Genomic DNA, 21,497 nt, shown 5'->3' with positions numbered 1-21,497 from the left:
GGGCACACTGTCATGGATGGTTAGCACCTGGCTGGCGAGCGCAAATAGCACTGTCCACTGGCGGATGAGTCTGTTCAGCCGGGCTCGCGTCACCCGGATGGTGCCACGCTGGAGCTTGAACAGACACTCGCACACGCATCCACCCAAGCCAGCCAAGCCGGGACCAGTCCGGCCAGTGCCGCCAGCGCCGGCGACAACGCGCAGCTGGTTTCCGCTGTCGAGTCGACCGCCATCAGGAATTCCGTCGCCGACGATCAAGCTCCCGAAACTGCACATCGGTCATGGCGCCAACTCCAGCCGATTGCCCGTCACGATCAGCTTGACGGGATCAGTCCTCTTCCATTGCGATTTCGGAATCACCAGTTGCCATTCGGCACCCGCTTGATCACGAAAGAATCCCGCAACACCGACAACTTGCGCGTCATCCGCCATTGGTGCAGACAGCTTCACCGTGGCGTCAGGCCCGAGCGTGGCTTCCATACTGCCGAGCAGATCGGCCTTCAGTAACGCTCTATCGTCATCGAGCAGTTGGGCGTAACTCGCTTTTTCGAAGACCTTCGCGTCCTTCAACTGGTAGACGCGCACCACAACCGGTAACGATTGGCCTTGCTCGTTTTCGTTGAGGGCGGAACGGCTTTCGATCACCAGATTCGTCTGCTTGACCTTCGCGATGAATACCGCTCGCGTCGCATCGACTGCCGTATCCTTCATCGACTGCCACATGCCGCAGCCGGACATCGACGCGACCGTCAGCGCACCGACCGCTATCAGTCGAATGTTTCGCATCATCCGATGTGTTCTCGATATCACAACCAGTCTCCCGTCTTGCTCATGCACGGATAGCGCCGGATCGGGCCGCCCACGCCTTCGTACAGAACGAGCCGCACCGCAAAGTGGCAACACGCGTAGCGGCCTACGAAGCGGCTGAGTACGTCGCCGAACAGCGCGACGTCGCCCGGTCCGGCGAAACCCGACGGCTCGATACCCACGTTTACATTCACGATGCGATCGACGCGCGCCCCCACCAGTTCCGTTTCCTCGTCGAGCCACACGTAGTGGATCGCCTCGATGCGTCGCCGGTTATCGTCCTGTCGCGTCCAGTCGTACAACAACAGCGCGCCGCGCAACACCTTCGCGTCCATCATGTTCAGTTCGCTCGCACCGGCCGCATTGAAGTGAGAGATCACCTGCCAGTCATAGTCGCCACCGCGCGGGGGATACAGCGGCATCGTCGGGGCCGTCAGGTTGCGTACGCGCTCGACACCGTTAAAGGTCGAGGCAGGCGTGGCAATCATCGATTCACGCAGGGCCATGCGCGGCAACCTGCCATTGTTTGCCAACACCCGGACCGTCACGTGCCCGTCCGGCACGCTGCCCGGCTCATCCCACAGATGCCCCCCTAACGTCACGACCATCTCGCGCTGGCCGGTCACGCCCTGCCGAATCGACGCGTGGTAGTAGCGATCCGGCGACTCGTGCCGCATCATCCCGCCGCGGTGACGGAATGCCTTGATCGACCGATACGCGTATTGATTGGCGGTGCGCGGATCGGTCGCCACGACTGACAGCGCATCGTAGGGCTCAACGTGCTCGCCCGCCGACGCGGGAGGGAGCACCGGATAGTCGCGATCGTGTACGTTGGGTCGGATTGCCTGCGCGTCCAGTTCGAACAGGTTGATAACCGGCGTGCAGAACAACCGGATATTGTCCGCGCCGAACGTGACATCACCGGGTAGCCGATCCCGGATCACGATTTCGAATTCAAGACGCGTTTCGCCCGGTGACACACTCGACGCGTCGAAACCGCACAAGTCGACGAAGTGGAACTTCTCGGGGAACGCGAAATATTCGAGCATCGTCTGCTCGCGATCGAGATCGGCGTCGCGTGTGTCGTGATCGACCGGCCACAGTCGCGCCTGTGCGCCAAAGCCGGCTGCCTCGAACCACATCGCCGGACGCGGCTGCAGCTGGCCGTCGAGTATGCGCGGCATGCGCACGCCGATCGACTCGACCTGGCGCGTGAACACCGCGTACAGCGCGGATGCAGTCGGCCGGTCGCCATGCAGGTAAAGCCGGATACGCGACAGGTCATCCAGCAACCGCTGCTCGCGGTGCAGCAGGTCGAACGCGAGCCGGATCACCGTGCGACCGTCCTCGCGCATACGCGCGCCCGCATCGCGCACGTTGAGGGGCAACAGGCTTACCGCCCGAGTGGTTCGATAAGTGCATATCGTCCCGTCCCGGCCGACCGGTGTCGAACGAACCTGTAATCCCGGCGGCAACGTATCGAGAATCCGCGCCTCGCCGGTGCGGGGCATGCACTCGAGGATCGCCAGCGACGGAATCGTGCGACCTGCATGCGGCCACAGGTGGTCGATCAGCGGATCAGCGATTTCCGGCAACGCGTCGTCGAGCTTCATGCGCAGCCGGCTCGCGAGGAAAGCGAAGCCCTCGTAAGTCTGCTCGACACTGTCGTGTAGCGCACCGGGCATCATCGTCATTCCCACACGGCGGGCGCCTTGCGGCTGGTCTTTCGCAAATTCCCGCCCCGCTTCGCGCAGGTAGCGCATCTCGGCATCGAAGTAGCGCAGGTACGGATCGTCCTCCGCGCCGAAGCCGCCCCCTTCGGGCATCAACGGTTTGTTTTTGTCTTCACTCATGGCTGGAGATCCGGGGGCAGCGGCGGCAGGAGCGGCATGGTGGACACGACACCCGCCTTGCCGACGACGAAAATGCGATCAGGCATTCGGAACCCGCGCAGTTTCAGCAGGTCGATCGGCCCGGCACCGACCTGTGCGCGCAGCACGTACGAAAGCGGCTCGTCGTTCCCGGTGTTCCACGTAAGCCGATAGCGCGTGCTGTCAAGCTGCTTGACGTCCGCCTTGCTCAACAGACGCAGGAAAGCCCAATCGCCGGTCGAATCGAACGCCTGCCGCAGGCCCGCGTCGAGCGTCTGCCACGTGAGCCCCGCGTGTCCGTTCAAGCCATTGCCCGGCCACGCCAGCGGCGTCCAGCGCTCCTGCTGATTGAAATAGACGATCTGCTTGCCGTCGACCGACAGTTCCGAGCGCGTTACCTTCGGTGTCGGCAGCGCCATCATTTCGAATTTCTCCCCTGCGTCGCCCTGCAAGTAGAGCTGCGCGCCGACCGTCGACAACTGCCGGACGGCGCTCAGGAATTTCGGGTCGAACTGCAGCGCCTGCGGCGCAAACTCGTTCGGCATCCAGTGATCGCCCTCCAGCTTCATCACGCCGGCCAGTTGCGTGGTGACGAAACGCGAAATCAATCCGGTATCGGGCCGCACATAGCGGCCAAGCTCAGCGAAGGACGCATCGGCTTGCGTATCGAAGAACGGATAGCGGCCGCTCATCGCTGCGTTGAAGGGCGCAGCAACACTGGCTCGCCATGCGTCGTTCAGGCTCGCTGCGGCCGGTTGCAGGATCGTCTGCCACGCGGATTCGAGCGGCTGCGTAAATGCCGCATCGCCAAAACCCGCCCACGCCGTACCCAAGCTTGCGGCCGTCAGCGCCGCGTCATCGCGCGCCTGCGACAACTCCGACAACTTCCCCTGGAACACCGCTTGCGCAAGCGAGCGCGCCATCGCCTGCGCATCGGGACTGCCGGAAATCTGCTGCAACTTCAGCCGCATCGTCGTGACTGCCGTCAGGTAGCGCGACAGGCTCACGCCGTTCAGCGCGATACTGGCCGGCGCAGCGCTCTTCTCATTTGCAGCGGCCGGCGACACGCCCGTGTCGCCCATCAGCACGAGCAGCGGACCAAACGGTTTGTCGAGCGGATTGACGATGGCCGCCCCCGCCTGCTCGTCCTTGCCGATCAGGTCTTGCGCCTTGCGCACCAGCGTGTCGGCCAGCGCCTGCGACGGGCGCCCCGCCTGCGCCTGATATTGCACGGATTTCATCAGCGCGATCAACGGCGAGGTCTGTGCATCCGCGAGTCGAGAAAGCTGTTCGACCGCGCCGCTGAGATTGGATGCCGGCTGCCACTGCATACTGTTTAGCATGCGCTGCCACGCAGCCGTGTATTCGCCAAAATAGCGCGCCGTCAGCCGCTGCTTCAGTTCCTCGGCCGCACGCTTCTCGTCAACGATCGCCTTGGTTTTCGTCTGCGACGCCTGCGAACCGGTCAACACCCAGTCACTGCTCACCCGGCGCTCGCGGGATGCCTTGTCGATCGCCGCAGCGATCATCCCGTCCCATGCTGCGCGCGTATAAATCCCCGGTACAGTCTGCGACGCAGTGAACATCCCGTAGGCATCGGCACCGTCCAACAGGGTTTCGAGCGACGCGTCGGCGTATTTGTTCTTAACGTCGTCGAGAATGCCTTGGTACACCGTGTCGTCGGCCGATGCGAGTCCCATTTGGGTGACCAGCATGTTACGGGTCGAGGTCACGACACTGTCGTCCATCGCAATCCGCCATTCGGGATGCGCTTTGAGGTGATCGGCGTAAAACGCCGCGAGCCGCCGGCCAGTATCGTCGCGCTCGCCTAGCGGCATCTCGACGGGTCGCGACCACAACGCGACCAGCAGGCGCTTTAGAAACGCCGGATCGGCGCGCGACGGGTCGCCGAGCATCAGGTACGTCTTGAGCGCGTTGTAGGTACTGCTGCGTATGTCCTGCGACTGAAGGCTGTCGGCGCGCGCCTGGTCTGCGGCTTTCAGCAGTCCGCCGATCGTTTGCACGACGGGTATCTGCAAGTTACGGGTCGCCGCGATTCGGTACGGCTGCCAGAGACCATTCAGGATATCGTCATTGCGCGACAGGCCCGCGCGCAGGTACCACGGTGCGCCGTGCTGCTGCCGGTATTCAAGCTTTTCCATCAACTGCTGCAGCGCGAGCTGCGTGCGCCAGGCGACTGCCGTCTGTGGTCGGGCGCCGACGGCAGCGTTCGCCGTCGCCTGCGCCTCGCGCACGAGTTGCTGGTTGCCGATGAACGATGCGGTCATCCATACGCACCATGTAATCGCGGCAACGGTCACGCACATCGCCAGCGCGTTCGGCCAGTAGAACCCCACGCGCCGGCCATTGCCTCGTCGGCGGGCAATTTCAAGCCACGTCGGCAATAACGCGGCGGGTTGTCGCGGGAACTCAACCGGTCCGTTCTTAACTGTTGCAGCGTTTGGCGCCGCGTCCCCGCCCTCGGCGACCGGCACGGGCGCCGGCATGGTCACCGTCGTTGCAAATACAGGCGCGAACATCACCCCCGCCAGCGGCGCTCGCAAAGAGTGCGAAGCAAGTAGCGCTTGCCAGTTCGTGACGATTTGTTCGTGCTGTTTATCGATGTATTGCGAGATCTCGGCGAGATAGTTGATGCGTGCGGGTGCCGTACAAAGCCGCACGCCTGCGTCCGCTGTACCACGCTCTATAGTGGCAAGCTGATCGCGTAAGGCGACCGCTGCTGGCGCTCCCTTGTACGCCGGCCCCGGAAACGCGCCAATCGTCTCGAACGTCTCGGGGCTCCCGCCCTGCGCAGGCACCGCATGCAGGACGGTAACGGGCGCGGCCCAGCCGAGATCGTTCTCGAGTGCCGCAAGCACACGCGGCAGCTCGGTATCGCGCTCATCCACGTCCGTGACCTGCACGACACTATCGACCGGCCGCCGACGCCGCAGCCTCCGGATCTGGCGGCGCCACTCGCTCGCCTCGATGCCTTCCGGTGCCACGTGCACGAGGATCGCGTTGCCGACTGACATCGCACCCGCGCGCTTGAGGCCCGGCGCGACTTTGTCGATCAATGCGTCCGTTCCGCTCACCAGTAGCCACGGTGATAGGTATCGCCAGCGCCGGCCTCGCGAGACACGTAGTTCATCGACCATCCGTTGCAGACGTGCGTCGCGTTTCAGCGGATTCTGCGCCTCCGTCGTGTCACCGGTCTCCTTGCGAAACATCCGTCCAGCGACGGCGTATGCGCCGATGAAAAACAAACAGAAATGTATGGCGATAAAGCCAAGCAGGGCGATGACGATGATGATCACCACCTGCATACGCGCCACACCGGGCGCGAGACCGAACAGGTCGCCCCGGCCCCAAACGAGGCCAATCGCGAATGCGGAAACGATCAGGGCTGCAACGATCACTCCCCAGAGCGTGAGTCGTCCAGAGGGCGCAGATTCCTCAGCGGGGGCTGAGTCAAGCGGTCGCAAGGTCAGTTTCGGATCGGTCATGCTGAGCGTGTTCAGACAACAAAGGTTCCTTCCCGGGCGTACCGGGAAGAACATGAACAATGGCGGACTGCTCGCCATCGATGATCAGTTGTGGCGCGTCCGCCGCACCACATTCAGTAGCGGCTGCGACGGACAGCCAGCCGCTGGCGCTGCCAAAATCGCCCACGATGTAGGCGAGGTCGCATTGGGCGTCGCTATTCGCAAGCGCATCCAGGTTCGCGATGCGCAGCCCCTGATTGCAACGCTTGACGGCACGCGTGACCCAGGCACGCGTCACGGCAGAGAAATCCGCCCTGCCCCAAATCACGGCATTCGCGAATCCGTACTCAATCTCGTCGGTCTTGCCCTCGACGGGCCGATGAAGGGTTGCCATCACGGGCACACCTTCAGGTAGACGGTAGAAGCCGGCATCGAGCAGCATCGCGACACATCCCTCCGTGCTGCCGGCCGGCGGCTGTTTTTCGTGCCATGCCGTTGCAATCACGAGCAGCGGGCATGCCTCGCGGGCGTCGAGCCACGCGTCCGCCACCAGCAATCCGTGCGAAGCCGGTACCGCCAAAACGGCAAGCGGTGGCAAACCGGCCAATTGCAGCGCGTCGCACACCTCCTGCTCGCGCAAAACTTCCTCGCCGGGTTCGGCCAGCACGCGCACCTTTGGCCAGTGGGTAGCGTCGTAGTGCGTGAGCGCGTGCAGGCTCGAAGTAAGCGGTTCAAGCGCTTCGGCAATCCTGAGTGCAAGCTGAGTAACGGGTCGCTTTGGAGTCGCATCCTCTACGGCACCGGCCCCACGCTCCTCATCCGGATCGGCCAAGTCGGGTTCGTCGAACGTTTCCGGCGGGTCATCAAAGCGGCAATGCTCGATGACACCCGCGCCCGAGCGGGGCTGCTGCTGCCGCGGCACACGCGCGCCGGCATGGATGGCCTGTGCAAGCGTCTGGTCGTTCAAGGGCAAGCAGTAGCCGACGCCCAGCACCCGAAGCGGCTGCTGCGCGACACGGATGCGCTCATGCAGCCATCGGTCGCGATGGAGGTTGCGGTGATATGCGCGATACCACATGGCCTCATAACGTGCGCGCTCGATTGTGAAGAGCAAGCCGAAAAAGCCGTTCGGGATACCGACGACACAGAACCAGAACCATGGGCCGCCCGCGCGTTCACTCTTCGGCCATATCAGCAGAGCAATGGCCGCCCCGGACACTGCACAGGCCAGCCAGATGCAGAACCACCACGGCCAGAAGCGTGGCCGGCGCGGATAGGCGCTCGGGCGCCCCGCCCGAGAAAGGTCGATGGGCATTACGCGAAGTGGACGTTTGGCAACGACGAGATCAACCGGCAGCCACACGCGCAGCGATGGCCGTCCAGCGCGAACAGCTTGTGGTCGCGATCGGGAAACTTGTCGGCGCCCTCGTCAATGACGGTCTGGCCGTGCTGGTCGCAGGTCGCCTCGTCGCCCTTGCGGGCAAGCGGCCTACCCATGAATTCGGTCCAGGGCGAGCCACTGGTGACTTCGCCGCCGTGTTCGAGTTTGTCGCCTTTGCGGATGGGAGATTTCATTTAGCCTTCCATACATCAATAATAAATCACTCAATTCACCCGATGAGCGGCAGGATATTTATTTTCAAGTGCCTTTCGAATTGAATCGGCATCTTTGTACCTCGCATGCGTGGTCCGTCCATCGCGAAAACCACACTCACATTGATCTAAGAAAGGCGCACTGACGTCACTTTGCAGGCCAGCAAAAACAACTCCCGCTCTCGGATCACCAGTCAATTTGTAGACATAGCCATCAAAATACTCACCACCGTAATCATAATGATTCAGTGGCGTTCGCACCAAAACAACAACCTCCTTGCTTTTTTGATCATGATCTGCATTCACAAAAAATACAGCGGAAATCTCCGGAACTCCGTCATCCTTCACATAACGATCAAAAACAACATCGTGCCAGACATGATCTCCATCAGCAAACAAGAGGTGCGCATCAAGCATGGAGGCCATACCATCTTTGGCATAACCCGGAATATCCGACGTATTCGCAACAAAATAAATATAAACACCCTGCATTGCAGACCCAGCATCAATAATAGGCGGTCGCAGTTTATGAGCCTCATCGATGCGAGCCTTTATTTCTGCCTGAATAGCAACAGGAACGTCGGCTGCATAGACCCAAGGCACAAGGAGAAGAATGAACAACGCCAGCGAAATATTCAACGCAAAGAATCGTCGACCACCCATAACAATCAATCCAAGTTGAATTAAAAACAATCCAGCATACCTATGTAATTTCTAAAATCAACCGACGTCCATATGCGCAGCGATGGCCATTAAGCGCGTACTGCTTATGGTCACGATCGGCAAATTTGCCGGTGCCATCGCCAATGACGGTCGGGCCGCGCAGATCACAGACTGCTTCGTCGCCCTTCCGGGCAAGTGGCCTGCGCATGAATGTGCTTCACAGCGAGCACATTTCGGTCACTTCGCCGACATGTCGATGTTTGTCGACTTTGCGGAAAGGAGATTTCATGTTGACTTGTGCTTTGTGCACTATCTCATGATTTTTATTGATTTAATAATTTTGTTAATTGAATTTACTTTATCCCATGCTTTTTTGCTAAGCCTCCCGCCGGGAGCGGGCGGCTGTTCAATGACGGCGGAGACGAAAATTGCCGGATGCACATTGGATTTTTTTGAAGGAATTAATGCTGCCACGTAACAGACTGCGGGACGTTTTTCTGTAGTTTCAGAAACGCCACATAGCGTGTTGTCAGCCTCATATACGATAAAATCGCCAATTTTTTTCTTCCTTGTTTCATAGATCGCGTTATAGCTCCCTTCTACGTACACAAGGGCATCATCAGGCAATAGAGAAATTCGACCTCTACCTTCCGAAGAAAGTTCTCCATATTTAATGAACCCATTATCTTGAGCAACTTTGTCAGAAGTTTTCTTGTATAGACATATGGTGACCATCGTTTCCAGTTGATTCACATCTACGCACACGGAACCGGAACCATCTGGGTTGGTGCGTTTGTTTTCGTAAGTTGGCAGATGAATCTTTGTCCCATTGTTAAATGTAAGACTTTTCGCATATAAAGGCGATGCGAGCCAACTCAACCCAGTCAAAATTAAAAGCGTGATGGTGGTTATATTTTTCATGTTGAATCCGTTAGTATTTTTTAAATTCGTTGAGTGTGGTTAATACAACCCTCCAGCCCAATCGGCAGGACAATGGCCGCCCCGAACACCACGCAGGCCAGCAAGATGCAGAACCACCACGGCCAGAAACGTGAGCGGCGCGGATAGGCGCTCGGGAGCCCTGCCCGAGAAAGGTCGACGGGCATTACGCGAAGTGGACGTTCGGCAACGACGAGATCAGCCGACAACCACATACGCAGCGATGGCCGTCCAGTGCGAACAGCTTGTGGTTGCGATCGGGAAACTTGTCGGTGCCCTCGTTCGTCAATGACGGTCCGGCCGTGCAGTTCGCAGGTCGCCTCGTCGCCCTTGCAGGCAAGTGGCCTGCCCATGAATGTCGTCCAGAGCGAGCCACTGGTAATTTCGCCGCCGTGTTCGAGTTTGTCGCCTTTGCGAATCGACGATTTTGCATTCACGTTGCCGCCAAAATTAATCCACTTATCACCTCGCAATTGACAATCTAGTGATACATCTTTTAGGGACGCCTTGAACCCAATAAGCACTAACCAAGTAACGCCTCTTTTTATCCACCCTAAGATTAAAAAATTCATCCCCACATGACGGGAATCTCTCCACAAACCCATTAGACGATGGAGAAAATGTGAAAACTCTATCGACCTCATACGCCCCCATCCCATCGTCTATGTGCGACACCGAAAAACCAAGCCGCCCACTAAAATCATAACTATCGATTTCGATATTCAGGGGGTTTTCTGTATCGAGACTTACCTCCCCATGCTTAGCCCCGTTCTTTCCGGATAGTCTCCAGACCAAATTTGAACCCTTAATCCCCACCACAGCCGCGACTCCCGGGATCGGAGTAAAATGTTTTTAAAAATCAGCAGCATACGTCAAAAATGATATCGCGATCATCGCCACAACCAGCAAAGTTCTGATAACCCTCATAGATCACTCTGGCCTAAGCATGTTTGCCAAAACCGCTTTTTTGGCGATATGGATTAGTTAATACTTATCCAGCGACATCAACCGCATCATTAAGCTCAGGTCGTTTCAATGGCTTCATTTTTGTTTAAAAAGTGCCGTACAGGTACCATCCTTTTTTACGACGCGTCGGTTATTTTTGACATCCCATACCCCCGGATAGGATTCTCGAGAACAATCCATTTGTCCAGTTGGCGCGACATAGCGTCCGTCGGGAGAAATGATCGCCGCTCCCGCATCACCACTACTACCAAAGGCTGTTTTCTTCAGCTCACTGATTTTTCGACCAACAACATATGCACCTTTCACAGACACAAGGTTTCGCGAAGTACCGACACGAGCTACGGTAGCTAGATATGTAAATGGTTGCGTGCTAACAAAATCAAGTGCAACATAAATTCCCTTCGAGACATTTATATCCGATAGCACACCAACACCCGATGGAATCGAAAGGACGTGAATTCCTTCCCCAGCTCGACAATGATCTAGCTGGTGCTTATCAACATAACTCGTCTCGGAGAGCATGACTGCCGATTTGTCGAAGCTTTCGACCGCGTAACGCGGCTCTCTATCAAGTGAGCAAATTTTTGAACTACCCACTTTTAGCGAGGACCCGACTACCTCATAGGCGTCACCCGCATATACGCTCCCGGCAATAAAAACTGACGTCAGTACAAACGAACCTCGTCTAAATTTTCCCATTCTCACACCATTACGAAATTACATCTTTAGCAAAACGCGTGAACGCGAGGCGCCGCTCCCAGTCGGTGTGACCGCCATTAATAGCATATGTAACATCGCGTGATATTATCCGCTCTCTCTGTCGACCAGCTTCGGAAATAGCTATACCAGGGGAATCACGGTCGATATTTTTAGCCACATCCGGCCGCTCAAATCTCAAATAGAATCCCCCACTATCCATACTATTTTCAGGGAGAGCAACCTTATGAGGATCATCAATCACCGCTGGATTTTTCTTCATACCACTGCGATTGCGTGCACGAAATTCTGGGTCAGTCCACCACGATTCAGTAAACGATGAACTCGAGATCCAGCCTCTGAATGTCCAGTAATCTGCGTAATTGCTTCGCCCAGTCAATTGCTTGAAACCTCTCCCGCGGAACTTCTGTGAATCATCTCGATCACAGTTGCCGTTCCGCCAGTCGTACGAGCTTGTGATACGCGTACCGTGGCTGTTAAATTTCTCCGACCGGTACCACGCATCGTCCTCACCGGAACTCTGGCCATACCAATGCCCCAATGTTGACTCCAGTACTTTCGATGCCGGATTGATAACCTTGCCATAGAAGCTACTGCCCTTGAGTTCACCAAGCATACTCGTTTCCTGCATAGACGCCAGGCAATTGCTCTCAACAGCACCTTGACCAAGAAAATGAGCCAGCCGCGTTAGAGATGTTAGTCCATACTTTCGTGTTGCACTATTTAGTGGGCCTAAGTAGACGTCACGCAATTGACTCGGAATTGGATTTTGATTCCGACTATAACGATTATCCGCATAGATATTTTTAAACTCATTTTTACTGATCCATCCACACCTCCTAAAGTGTCGAATAAACGCAAGTGGATGGAAAAACCACAGCTTCTGCCCTGCCGGAAGTCCTGTTTTTTTCCAAAACTGAACCTCCTTCAGATACTTCATGAAATCGTTGTAGCCCTTGTCATTGCCGTGGTAATAGCCACCCTCATCAAGCAACTTCGCATAGCGCTCCTCGTTATTTGCACTGTCCCACTCGCCGGGCGCGTTACAGACAAACCCGCACAACTGCCGGCGTACCTGATCGTTGTATTTCACATAGCTCGAAAGCGCGGCTGCTTTCTGGTTTTCGGTCGTTGCTACTACTACCGTGGGCCGTTCACTAGCAGCAGCAACCTTGACGATTTTTTTCAACGCATCTACATCGCATAGACCGTCGCTGCCGAACGGCGTATTGCCGTCACTAATTTTCTGCCAGCCCATAAAGGACAGGAAATCCGCGTCGGAGAACTTGTGAATATTCGAATCGTTGATATCGATGTAGCCCACCCTGTCCGCCGCCCAGTTGACCTGCATCCATGTCACGCATGCATCGGCAGCCAATTTTTTGTCTGTGGACAGGATGCGGCCAAAACGCAGCAGTTCGTAACCATCGCTCGGACATGACGAATAAAGCGCTGTGGCACGCTTATACAGATCGTATTCATAGTCCTTCTCCTCGACAGGCTGCGGCGTGAGCAGCGTACGGGTGCCGTCTTGCGCAATACTCCAGACGTTGGTGTATTTCGAACCGAGGCTGAAGTAGGTCTCAACAAGCAACGGCAGGGTGTTAGATCCCTCGTGACCTGGCTTGAATGCGATCCCGTGTAATTTGTTGCGGGCATCGGCCTTTTCAGGCAGACGGCGAAACGCGCTGCCTGCTGGAATGACGAAGTACGCATGCCCCCACCAGTCTGTTTCAGTAGGAGCGGGAGGAGTAGGCGTGCTGTTACCCAGTTGCGTGCGCCCAAAATAGGCGTCGAAATCCTCCGGCAGCATGAAGATTTCGAAGTGCAAATGCGGCATATCTTCATATTTTCCAAGCCACCCAAGCACGTCCTTGCGCCGGACCTTCTTGCCCTCCCCCGAGACCGCCGGCGTCACCTGCCCCTCGCTCACCGGGCCAGTCGGCATGCGCAGGAACTCGGGCATCTCTTCAGCATCCGCACCGTGCTCCCCATATTCCACCAACGGCAACAGATGCATGTAGAGAGAATAGAACGTCAGCGTGCGGCCTTCGCCAGTCTCGGTTGTATGTTTGAGTAACACAAAGCCGGTATGGCTCTTGCCGCTGTCAACCCCATGCTGACACACCCGGTAGGCAACGACCTCGCCATCGGCGATCGCGTACACCTTGCACTTTCTATTCGGCTGAAGATGCACACCACAATGCCAGCGCCGATCGAAGGCGATCGGGTAGACACCATGAGCACATTCGAATTCGTCCACCGCGTCCATCATCGGATCGGGGTTCGTCCCGGTCGGGGCTACGAGACCTGCGTCTGGCAAAAATGGGGGGCTGATGATCATGGTCGTTAATGCGTGTGGCTATATCGGGTGCTCGGCTGATAGTCGCTTACCGGCAGTTGTGGCAGGTCGACAGATGTATGGCCGGGTCCTTCGAACGTGAATGACGCCGCCTTGATTCGGAATTCACCCGGACAGTTGAAGACAACGCTGCCGTTCTCGATGGTCATTGACGCGCCGCCGCTGGCCACCATCGCCCTTGTCTTGGCGTTCACGAGCACGTTCGCGTTGGCACTCGACACGTGCAATTGCTGGTCGGAAAAGAGATCCATGGGGGCGCCTTGTGCCTGCAACTCGATTTTCCCTTTCGAGAAAATCTTGATGCCGAGCTTGTGCGCGCACAGCGAGATCAGATCACCCGCAACCATGCGCAGGCGCTTGACGATGCTCACGTCCATGTGCTGGCCCGCGGTGACGATCACGTTCTCGCCCGCGGAGTGCTGCGTCGATTTCGGTGTCACGAATGCCATACCACCGGGAGCACTCGCAAGCAGCCCCGCGTCGCGAAGCTGATTCAGGCCATCGAGCAGTGCCGCCTGCGCAGCACGGTCGGCAGGGTCGGCCTTGGCTTGCGTCGTCGCTGCCGCAAGGTCCGTCACGCGCTGCAACGCAGCCTTGAGCTGTGCGATCGCGACAGGCATATCGAGGTGCTGCGTTTCGGATCCGGCGGCTGCGTCCGCCGAGAAAAACAGCCCCTTCGGCGCGCGCACCGTGCCCCAGTGCTGCGTGGTCAGTTCGAAGCCCTCGCCGCGCTTGTTCTTCTCCCTGTCGACCAGATAACCCATATTGAGCGATGACTGCCCAAACACCGTCGCCAGCCGAATGCCCTCGTGATTTTTCAGGTCTTCGAAGCGCAGCTTGTTGCCAAGCAACGGTGAACGGAACACGGCGCGGCTATACCAGCCCTCCTTGCCATGCACCAGATCCCGGCGGGCGTAGTCATGAACCGCCCCGGCAATCAGTAATCGATCGCAATTGCCTTGCGTCGGCACAACGCGAACCTCCGTTCGCGGCAGCAAGGGGATGTGCAAGCCACCCTGATACGACGCAGACGTCCGCAGCAGGCGCAACGGCATGCTGTTCGTGCCGCGCTTGCCGCTGTGCCGAGTGAACAGGAACTTGACGCGATAGCGGCCGTGTTCATCCATCCACGCGTACGGTTCGTCATCGCCGGACTCGACCACACCGATCAGCATGCCGGTGATCCATCGCCAGTGCTTTTCGGGCACATATTCCGGTCGGTAGGTCTGGTGCGCGGGGATCGCTTCGAACGTGTTGGTCACCGACTGGCTGCGACTGCCGGTCGTGACGAGCTTCGTGATCACGATCCCGTGTGGCGCCTCGGGCACCACGTCATTGGTGATCCGCACCACCATGCCGGGCATCATGCCAATCACGTTACTCGTGCCCGCGAGCCGCATCTGTCGCGTGAGCAGTTCGTCACGCCGCGCGTCAGCCAGCGCCTGCCCCTCTTCGACCGAATGGAAGTGCTCGATGCTGCGGTTCACGCTCCCATAAACCGAGCGATCGTCGTCGGCCACGATCGATTCGACATGCAACGGATCGTCGGGGGTGCGATAGTTGTGATCCCATTCGCGCACCGTCTGCGGCACCAGCTCGCGCGTGGCTTCCAACGTCAGAATCGCCTCGTGCCAACTCGTCAGACCAGAGTGCGGCAGCAACGGCACTTCGAGCGCACGCACATAGCCTCGTGCTGTATTGCCGAACACCAACGTGTCGCGTTGCGGGCCGTCTTCTTTCTTCGCCTGTTTGAAGTAGTAATAGACCCCGGCGCGCCGGCAATGCCGGTCGATAAAGTTCGCGACCGTCTCTTCGTACATCACGGTTTGTTCGAACTTCCCGTCCATCCCTTCCAGCTCGAACTCGACATCGAAGGACTGGAACAGATTGCGGTCGACGATCGCGTCGGTGAGCAACTCGCGCAAGGATCGGTCGAGAAACACGGCCGAGTCATGCACCGACTCGAGCAGCGCGAAGCGCGGTTTCAGATGCAGTTGATAGGTCGCCTCGTCACGCGTGGTCTTGATCCGCGTCCACTGCGTGACGATACCGTGCACGGTGCGCGCGGTGTGAAGCACGGGGTCGATCAACCCCGGCAGGGACGGCACCGATGCACGCTCGTCGATCATGAAGATCGCCGGCCGCCCGACGCAGGCCGCTCCCTCGATATGCTTGTCTGCAGACGTGACCGTGATGTCGGCCAGAAACGGCGTGTTCATCGCCTCCGTGAGCGTGAATTCGAACACGGAGAGCGGAGAAGCAAGCGTCGCGATCTCGAGATGAAGAGACTGGGTAGCGATCGCGCTCGGGTGTTTGAGCACATCCTGAATGGTTCGCATGGCCACCGTTGCATGAAGGGTTACATACATCGGCACGCCCATTCGCCAAAACCTCAGGAATACGATGCCGTCAGATTTTCCCGAGTTAAGCAAGTATTCTTAGCAAAATCCATGAGACAAATACGAAATTTACGAAAATGGCAAATTAAATCAGCGACGTGAAAATTAAGTTTTCAAATCGTTAAAATTCCATAATTTCCGCGAAATGAAGGCAATATCGAAATCTACCGAGAGAAACTCACGCGATGATTTTTAGTGCAATAGAGTTATTGGAAAATTAATGCGCGCTGTTCGCGGATCCCAACACGCATCACGACATGACACCGAGCGACGGGCTGTATCCGGTCATGCCGACCAGCCCCAACCTCGATCCCATGTGGAACCGCGAATCGACGTTCGCGATCGGCATCGCCGAACGGAACTCCCGGCGCTACCGCGACGCGCACGGCTATGCGTTCTACGTGCATCGCGACATTCCCGCCGAGATCGAACTGAACGCGACCGGCAGCCGGTTCAAGCCCTGGCTGCTACATGCGTACCTGCAGCACCACGAATGGGTCGTGTAGCTCGACGCTGACGTACTGGTCGCGGCCCAGCAGAACGCGCTGGAGCCGCTGCTCGAAGAGCGCGACTGGCTGCTCGCGCAAGATATCGGCCAGTGCGCATTCAACTCGGGCGTGACGGCGTCCCGGCGCACCGAACGCAACGACGCGATGCTGCGCGTCATGATGGCCACGATCGCCGCGCTGCAGGACAGGTCGAGCGTCCATGCCAGCGACGGCAACCAGCTGCATTTCATTCGCGCGATGCAGCGCGACGGGCAGTTGCACGGCGAAAGCGTGGTCGATCTCGTCAGCTTCGACACGCTCTGGCTGTTTCGCCGCGCGGACAGCTACATCGTGCGTTACTACGGCATGTGGCCCGCGATGCTGCGCGCCGATCATGGCGCACGACGACGGGCTGATGCCCTGACGCCGCTACCGCAACCTCGACATCGCATGCGCGTGCGCCGGCCGGCTCCAACCAGCCGGCAGCGCACGCCTCTTGCCGTCAGATCGCCGTAATCGTCGGCGCCACGGCAGCCGGATCGGTGATGCTGGCCTTGCCGGTTTCGACGTGCCCCGCGATGCGACGCATCCAGCCCGCATTCCCCGCAACCGCGAACTGCAGGTCGTACCAGTGGCTGCTGCACGACAGATCCCAGTGCGCTTCGACGCGCTGCCCTGCCGGAATCGTCAGCGTGCGCGCCGCCCCGCCGTACGCGACATCGGTCGCCGTGATCGTCAGCGCGCTGCTGCCCGCATTGGCGAACGTCACATAGACGTCGCCGTTCGCGGCGTCATAGCACGCGGTGATTTCAGGCTTCGCGGCGGCGTCCGCGGCGGCGGACCCCGCAAAGCGCCGGAAATAGCCGTTCGGCCCCCAGACGCTCACCAGGTAGTTGCCGTTCGCGTCGAGCGCCCACGTATCGGTCAACTGCTTGCCCGCTTCGACCGTGTAGCGGCGCGGCATCGCGGTGGCGTCGCCCGTATAGACCCAGAAGTGCGCACCTTGCGTGCCGGTATTCGCGAACGTCAGCGCATAGCCTTGCGCGCCGAGCTGGCCGGTGACGTGCAGTTCGTACGGCAGCGCGCGCGCCGGCCGCGTGCCGGATTCCTGCGCTGTCACGACCTGCTGCGCGGTGCTGGTCGGCGCGGTCTGCGACGACGCACGCGAGCATTGCAGGTCCGCCTGCGCGACATACGCCTGCGTGCTCGGCAAGGTCGGCAACGTCGCATCCGATTTCGAGAAGTCGAGCGCCGACGTCAGGTCGCCGCAGATCGCGCGGCGCCACGGCGAGATGTTCGTTTCCATCACGCCGAAGCGCTTCTCGATGAATTGCAGCACCGACGTGTGATCGAAGACCTGCGAGCAGACGAAGCCGCCCTTCGACCACGGCGACACGACGAACATCGGCACGCGCGGGCCGAGGCCGTACGGCAGGTTGTCGGCGGTATACGTGCCGGTCTGCGTCGAGGTCACGACGTTGTGCCGCTCGAGCGACACGTCCACCGTGCTCATGCCGGAGCCCGGCAACGTCGGCGCTTGCGGCGGTACGACATGGTCGAAGAAACCGTCGTTCTCGTCGTACATGACGAGCAGGACGGTCTTGCTCCACACGTCCGGATTGGACGTCAGCGCGTCGAGGATCGTCGACAGGTAGTAGGCGCCGTACAGCGGCGTGAACTTCGGGTGTTCCGAATACGCGGCCGGCGGCAGCAGCCACGATACCTGCGGCAGCGCGTTCGCCTGCACGTCGGCTTTCAGTTGCGTGATCGGGCGCGTGCTCATCCCGCGCGTCTGCAGCGACGAACCGGCCGGCGCATTCACGAAGTTGTTGAAGCACGCGAGCATGTTCGTGCCGTAGTTGCCTGTGAAGTTGTCGAACCCGGTGCCCTGCTGGTAGACCTGCCACGAGATGCCGGCCTGTTCGAGCCGCTCCGGGTAGGTCGTCCAGCTGAAGGGCGGCAACTTGATCTTGTCGAACTGGTTGTCGATGTAGTCGGTGTTGTCGAGCAGCGGGCCGCCGCCCGTGCCGAGCGGATCGACCATGCCCGTCATCAGGTACATGCGGTTCGGGTGCGTGTTGCCCGGGATCGAGCAGAAGTAGTTGTCGCACACGGTGAACGCATCCGCGAGCGCGTAGTGGAACGGGATGTCGTCGCGGACGTGATAGCCCATCGTCATGTTGGACTTCTGCATCGCCCATTGATCCGCACGGCCGCCGTCGATCGCGCCGTGCGTCGTCGCCCACGTATGCGGCAGGCCGCCGATGCACTGCGCGTTCACGCCCGGGTCGGTCGTGTCGTAGCGGAACGGCGCGATCACGCTCGCCTTGTCCTCCTGCCGCGGCTGGAACCAGACCGGCTTGCCGTTCGGCAGCGTGACCGGGAAGCGGTCGTTGTAGCCGCGCACGCCGCTCAGGTGCCCGAGGTAGTGGTCGAACGAGCGGTTTTCCTGCATGAACACGACGATGTGCTGGACATCCTGGATCGTGCCCGTCACGGTATTCGGCTCGATCGCGAGCGCCTTGCGGATCGATTCGGGAAGCAGTGCGGTGGCGGCGGTCGCACCGGCGAGGCCGGCGGAGAACTTCAGAAAATCGCGTCGTGAATGAGTGGCCATGCTGGTTGCTCTTGATTGGATTTCTGGTTGGAACGACCGGTATCAGGAAGCGGGCGAAGATGCGGGCGCGGTGAAACCCGGCGGGCAACGCATCTGCGCGGTGGCGACGGCGGCGCCGCCGCAGGCGGCCTTCTGCTGCGCGACGGGCGCGGGGTCTGCATTCAGGTCGTCGCCACAGGCGCTGAGGAGTGCTATCAGCGCGACCAGGCCGGCGACCGCGAAAGGCCGTAGGGCCGACGTACGCATAACGTATCTCCGTGGACGTGATGAAGTGACACGGACGCGAACCCGCGTCGGTCATATCGACGGCGAGATGCTATGTTCGACTTGTTACACGACGGTGTCGAGTGGAGATGGACGTGCGGCGGGAGGGTGTGGCGCAACGGGCCACGCGTTCGATGGAAGTATGGATTTCGCCGGCAAAACGTAATTCGATCGAAAGATTCGTGCGGCGCCGGCGTGTCGATGCAATCGAAGCAGCACCTGTCGCAACCACCTGCGTGCGGCGATTCGCGAAGCGGTTTTCACGGGCCGGCAGCCGCCGACCCGCGCACAGCGAAAGCGTCGATCAGCCTTCCGCCATCATCAGCAACTGCGCGCCATCCGCGACCTGGTCGCCGACGCCGTACAGCACTTCCGCGACTACGCCCGCGCTCGGCGCGCCGATCGTGTGCTCCATCTTCATCGCTTCCATCACGATCAGCGGCGTGCCGGCTTCGACCTTCTGGCCCGGTTCGACCAGCACCGCGATCACCTTGCCGGGCATCGGCGCGGTCAAACGCCCGCCGCCCTGTTCGGTGTCGCCCGCATGCGCGAGCAGGTTGCGCCATTCGAACGTCTCGGCCGCGCCCTGCGTGAACACATGGAACGTGTCGCCGTCCGCATACACGCGGCCGCTGCTGCGCACACCGCCGAGCGTCACGTCGAAATCGAGCGGCGTTGCGCCGCGCGTCCATGCGAACGGCTGCGCGGCCGCGTCGCCGGCCGCGATGCGCGCAACGGCGCCGTCGTCTTCATACGCAACCGTCACGTCCGCTTCGCGATCGACCGCATGCCATTCGAGCGTGCGGCGATAGCCGCCGTTCAATCGCCAGTCCGGCAGCGCGCCCCATGGCGATGCCCCCTGCGCGGCCGCGCCGCGTTCGCGCGCGAGCAGCGCCGCGCAAGCGAGCGCGAGCGTCGCGCGCGGCGGCTGTTGCGGGGCGAACAGCGCGTCGTGGTTGCGCTCGATCAGGCCCGTATCGAGATCGGCCGTCGCGAACGGCTCGCACGCGACGATCCGCTGCAGGAATGCGGCGTTCGTATGCAGGCCGACCACCTCGCACGCACGCAGCGCGCGCAGCATCAGGCTCAGCGCTTCCGTGCGGTCCGCGCCATGGACGATCAGCTTCGCGATCATCGGATCGTAGAACGGCGTGATCGCATCGCCTTCGCGCACGCCGCTGTCGACACGCACCGCTGCGCCGATGTCGAACTCGACGCCGTCCGGCAGCCGCAGGTGCTTCAGCGTACCCGTGGACGGCAGGAAGCCGCGCGCGGGGTTCTCCGCGTAAAGGCGCGCCTCGAGCGCGTGACCCTGCACGCGCAGTTCGTCCTGCTGCAACGGCAGCGGCTCGCCGGACGCGACGCGCAGTTGCCATTCGACGAGATCGAGCCCGGTGACCATCTCGGTGACCGGATGCTCGACCTGCAGGCGCGTGTTCATTTCCATGAAGTAGAACGCGTCGCCCGTCATGATGAATTCGACGGTGCCCGCGCCGACGTACCCGACCGCGCGCGCGGCCGCGACGGCCGCCTCGCCCATCGCGCGGCGCACGTCGTCGTGCAGGCCCGGCGCCGGCGCTTCCTCGAGCACCTTCTGGTGACGGCGCTGCACCGAGCAGTCGCGGTCGAACAGGTAGACGGTATTGCCGTGCGTGTCGCCGAACACCTGCACCTCGACGTGGCGCGGGCGCGTCAGGTATTTCTCGATCAGCACGCGGTCGTTGCCGAAGCTGCTCGCGGCCTCGCGCTGGCACGACGCGAGCGCCGCCGGGAAATCGTCGGAGCGCTCGACCACGCGCATCCCCTTGCCGCCGCCGCCAGCGCTGGCCTTCAGCAGCACCGGATAGCCGATCTCGTCGGCTTCGCGATGCAGGTTGCCCGTGTCCTGGTCGTCGCCGTGATAGCCGGGCACGAGCGGCACGGCGGCCGCATGCATCAGCGCCTTCGCGGCAGCCTTCGAGCCCATCGCCGCGATCGCGTCGACCGGAGGCCCGATGAATACGATGCCGGCCGCTTCGCACGCATGCGCGAAATCTTCGTTCTCCGACAGGAAGCCGTAGCCGGGGTGGATCGCCTGCGCGCCGGTCGCGCGCGCGGCTTCGATGATGCGCTCGATGCGCAGATAGCTGTCCGCGGCCGCCGAGCCGCCGATATGCACGGCTTCGTCGCATGCGGCCACGTGCTTCGCGTTCGCATCGGCGTCGGAATAGACGGCGACGCTCGCGATCCCGAGACGTTTGCACGTCGCGGCGACGCGGCACGCGATTTCGCCGCGGTTGGCGATCAGAATCTTGTCGAACATGGCTTCGGTTTCGTCCGGAAAGAG

14 protein-coding genes and 1 pseudogene are annotated in these 21,497 nt (G+C 60.1%); 1 reads left to right on the top strand and 14 read right to left on the bottom strand.

The window, feature by feature from the left end:
- Positions 1-279: 279 nt before the first annotated feature.
- From tssJ to KVT39_RS22085, 12 genes are all read right to left on the bottom strand, one after another.
- Entirely contained in the window at positions 280-789 is a 510-nt protein-coding gene (gene tssJ / locus KVT39_RS22135; RefSeq protein ID WP_254640603.1) for a type VI secretion system lipoprotein TssJ, read from the bottom strand.
- A gap of 17 nt (positions 790-806) precedes the next feature.
- A complete protein-coding gene (tssF, locus tag KVT39_RS22130) occupies positions 807-2,660 on the bottom strand; it encodes a type VI secretion system baseplate subunit TssF (RefSeq protein WP_081938428.1) in 1,854 nt (617 codons plus the stop codon).
- On the bottom strand, positions 2,657-6,184 hold the full coding sequence (locus tag KVT39_RS22125) for an ImcF-related family protein (RefSeq protein WP_217590202.1): 3,528 nt from the start codon (positions 6,182-6,184) through the stop codon (positions 2,657-2,659). Before KVT39_RS22125 ends, tssF begins: the two co-directional genes overlap by 4 nt.
- Positions 6,150-7,478: a hypothetical protein gene (locus KVT39_RS22120; protein ID WP_217590201.1), complete on the bottom strand. Its 1,329-nt coding sequence runs from the start codon at positions 7,476-7,478 to the stop codon at positions 6,150-6,152. The genes KVT39_RS22125 and KVT39_RS22120 overlap by 35 nt, the downstream gene beginning before the upstream one ends.
- The gene (locus tag KVT39_RS22115; RefSeq protein WP_034180858.1) at positions 7,478-7,738 is read right to left on the bottom strand and encodes a PAAR domain-containing protein; all 261 of its coding nucleotides are present in this window, start codon (positions 7,736-7,738) and stop codon (positions 7,478-7,480) included. Before KVT39_RS22115 ends, KVT39_RS22120 begins: the two co-directional genes overlap by 1 nt.
- A gap of 30 nt (positions 7,739-7,768) precedes the next feature.
- Positions 7,769-8,395, bottom strand: a complete 627-nt coding sequence (locus tag KVT39_RS22110; RefSeq protein ID WP_235212480.1) for a hypothetical protein — start codon at positions 8,393-8,395, stop codon at positions 7,769-7,771.
- A 64-nt stretch (positions 8,396-8,459) separates the two neighbouring features.
- The gene (locus KVT39_RS38685) at positions 8,460-8,627 is read right to left on the bottom strand and encodes a PAAR domain-containing protein (RefSeq protein WP_368858934.1); all 168 of its coding nucleotides are present in this window, start codon (positions 8,625-8,627) and stop codon (positions 8,460-8,462) included.
- Between the two features lie 101 nt (positions 8,628-8,728).
- Positions 8,729-9,340: a hypothetical protein gene (locus KVT39_RS22105; RefSeq protein WP_217590200.1), complete on the bottom strand. Its 612-nt coding sequence runs from the start codon at positions 9,338-9,340 to the stop codon at positions 8,729-8,731.
- Between the two features lie 20 nt (positions 9,341-9,360).
- Complete coding sequence (locus KVT39_RS22100) at positions 9,361-9,930, bottom strand: PAAR domain-containing protein (protein ID WP_254640602.1); 570 nt, start codon at positions 9,928-9,930, stop codon at positions 9,361-9,363.
- Positions 9,931-10,399: 469 nt separating this feature from the next.
- On the bottom strand, positions 10,400-11,023 hold the full coding sequence (locus KVT39_RS22095) for a hypothetical protein (RefSeq protein WP_175750130.1): 624 nt from the start codon (positions 11,021-11,023) through the stop codon (positions 10,400-10,402).
- A 10-nt stretch (positions 11,024-11,033) separates the two neighbouring features.
- A complete protein-coding gene (locus KVT39_RS22090) occupies positions 11,034-13,385 on the bottom strand; it encodes a M23 family metallopeptidase (RefSeq protein WP_217590199.1) in 2,352 nt (783 codons plus the stop codon).
- Between the two features lie 5 nt (positions 13,386-13,390).
- Positions 13,391-15,742, bottom strand: coding sequence for a type VI secretion system Vgr family protein (locus tag KVT39_RS22085; protein ID WP_217590272.1), 2,352 nt, complete (start codon positions 15,740-15,742; stop codon positions 13,391-13,393).
- A gap of 284 nt (positions 15,743-16,026) precedes the next feature.
- Here KVT39_RS22085 and KVT39_RS38535 point away from each other — a divergent pair.
- Positions 16,027-16,714: pseudogene (locus KVT39_RS38535) on the top strand (hypothetical protein); the annotation flags it as partial.
- 78 nt (positions 16,715-16,792) lie between these two features.
- Here KVT39_RS38535 and KVT39_RS22075 read toward each other — a convergent pair.
- Both KVT39_RS22075 and KVT39_RS22070 read right to left on the bottom strand, forming a co-directional pair.
- Positions 16,793-18,907, bottom strand: coding sequence for a phosphocholine-specific phospholipase C (locus KVT39_RS22075; RefSeq protein ID WP_217590198.1), 2,115 nt, complete (start codon positions 18,905-18,907; stop codon positions 16,793-16,795).
- Between the two features lie 568 nt (positions 18,908-19,475).
- Positions 19,476-21,473: an acetyl/propionyl/methylcrotonyl-CoA carboxylase subunit alpha gene (locus KVT39_RS22070; protein WP_034180864.1), complete on the bottom strand. Its 1,998-nt coding sequence runs from the start codon at positions 21,471-21,473 to the stop codon at positions 19,476-19,478.
- Between the last annotated feature and the right edge of the window lie 24 nt (positions 21,474-21,497).

The organism is Burkholderia sp. GbtcB21 (assembly GCF_019091065.1).
Classification (GTDB): Bacteria; Pseudomonadota; Gammaproteobacteria; order Burkholderiales; family Burkholderiaceae; genus Burkholderia; species Burkholderia pyrrocinia_C.
The sequence above is the reverse complement of the archived record's forward strand: the minus strand, read 5'-3'. Positions and strand labels throughout refer to the sequence as shown.

What these genes read in the sequence shown, in the direction of transcription:
- KVT39_RS22115 (WP_034180858.1), bottom strand. Translation starts at nt 7,738, where the DNA reads ATGAAATCTCCCATCCGCAAAGGCGACAAACTCGAACACGGCGGCGAA.
- tssJ (WP_254640603.1), bottom strand. Translation starts at nt 789, where the DNA reads ATGATGCGAAACATTCGACTGATAGCGGTCGGTGCGCTGACGGTCGCG.
- KVT39_RS22120 (WP_217590201.1), bottom strand. Translation starts at nt 7,478, where the DNA reads ATGCCCATCGACCTTTCTCGGGCGGGGCGCCCGAGCGCCTATCCGCGC.
- KVT39_RS22105 (WP_217590200.1), bottom strand. Translation starts at nt 9,340, where the DNA reads ATGAAAAATATAACCACCATCACGCTTTTAATTTTGACTGGGTTGAGT.
- KVT39_RS22125 (WP_217590202.1), bottom strand. Translation starts at nt 6,184, where the DNA reads ATGACCGATCCGAAACTGACCTTGCGACCGCTTGACTCAGCCCCCGCT.
- KVT39_RS22090 (WP_217590199.1), bottom strand. Translation starts at nt 13,385, where the DNA reads ATGATCATCAGCCCCCCATTTTTGCCAGACGCAGGTCTCGTAGCCCCG.
- KVT39_RS22075 (WP_217590198.1), bottom strand. Translation starts at nt 18,907, where the DNA reads ATGGCCACTCATTCACGACGCGATTTTCTGAAGTTCTCCGCCGGCCTC.
- KVT39_RS22085 (WP_217590272.1), bottom strand. Translation starts at nt 15,742, where the DNA reads ATGCGAACCATTCAGGATGTGCTCAAACACCCGAGCGCGATCGCTACC.
- KVT39_RS22070 (WP_034180864.1), bottom strand. Translation starts at nt 21,473, where the DNA reads ATGTTCGACAAGATTCTGATCGCCAACCGCGGCGAAATCGCGTGCCGC.
- KVT39_RS22100 (WP_254640602.1), bottom strand. Translation starts at nt 9,930, where the DNA reads ATGAATTTTTTAATCTTAGGGTGGATAAAAAGAGGCGTTACTTGGTTA.
- KVT39_RS38685 (WP_368858934.1), bottom strand. Translation starts at nt 8,627, where the DNA reads ATGCGCAGGCCACTTGCCCGGAAGGGCGACGAAGCAGTCTGTGATCTG.
- tssF (WP_081938428.1), bottom strand. Translation starts at nt 2,660, where the DNA reads ATGAGTGAAGACAAAAACAAACCGTTGATGCCCGAAGGGGGCGGCTTC.
- KVT39_RS22095 (WP_175750130.1), bottom strand. Translation starts at nt 11,023, where the DNA reads ATGGGAAAATTTAGACGAGGTTCGTTTGTACTGACGTCAGTTTTTATT.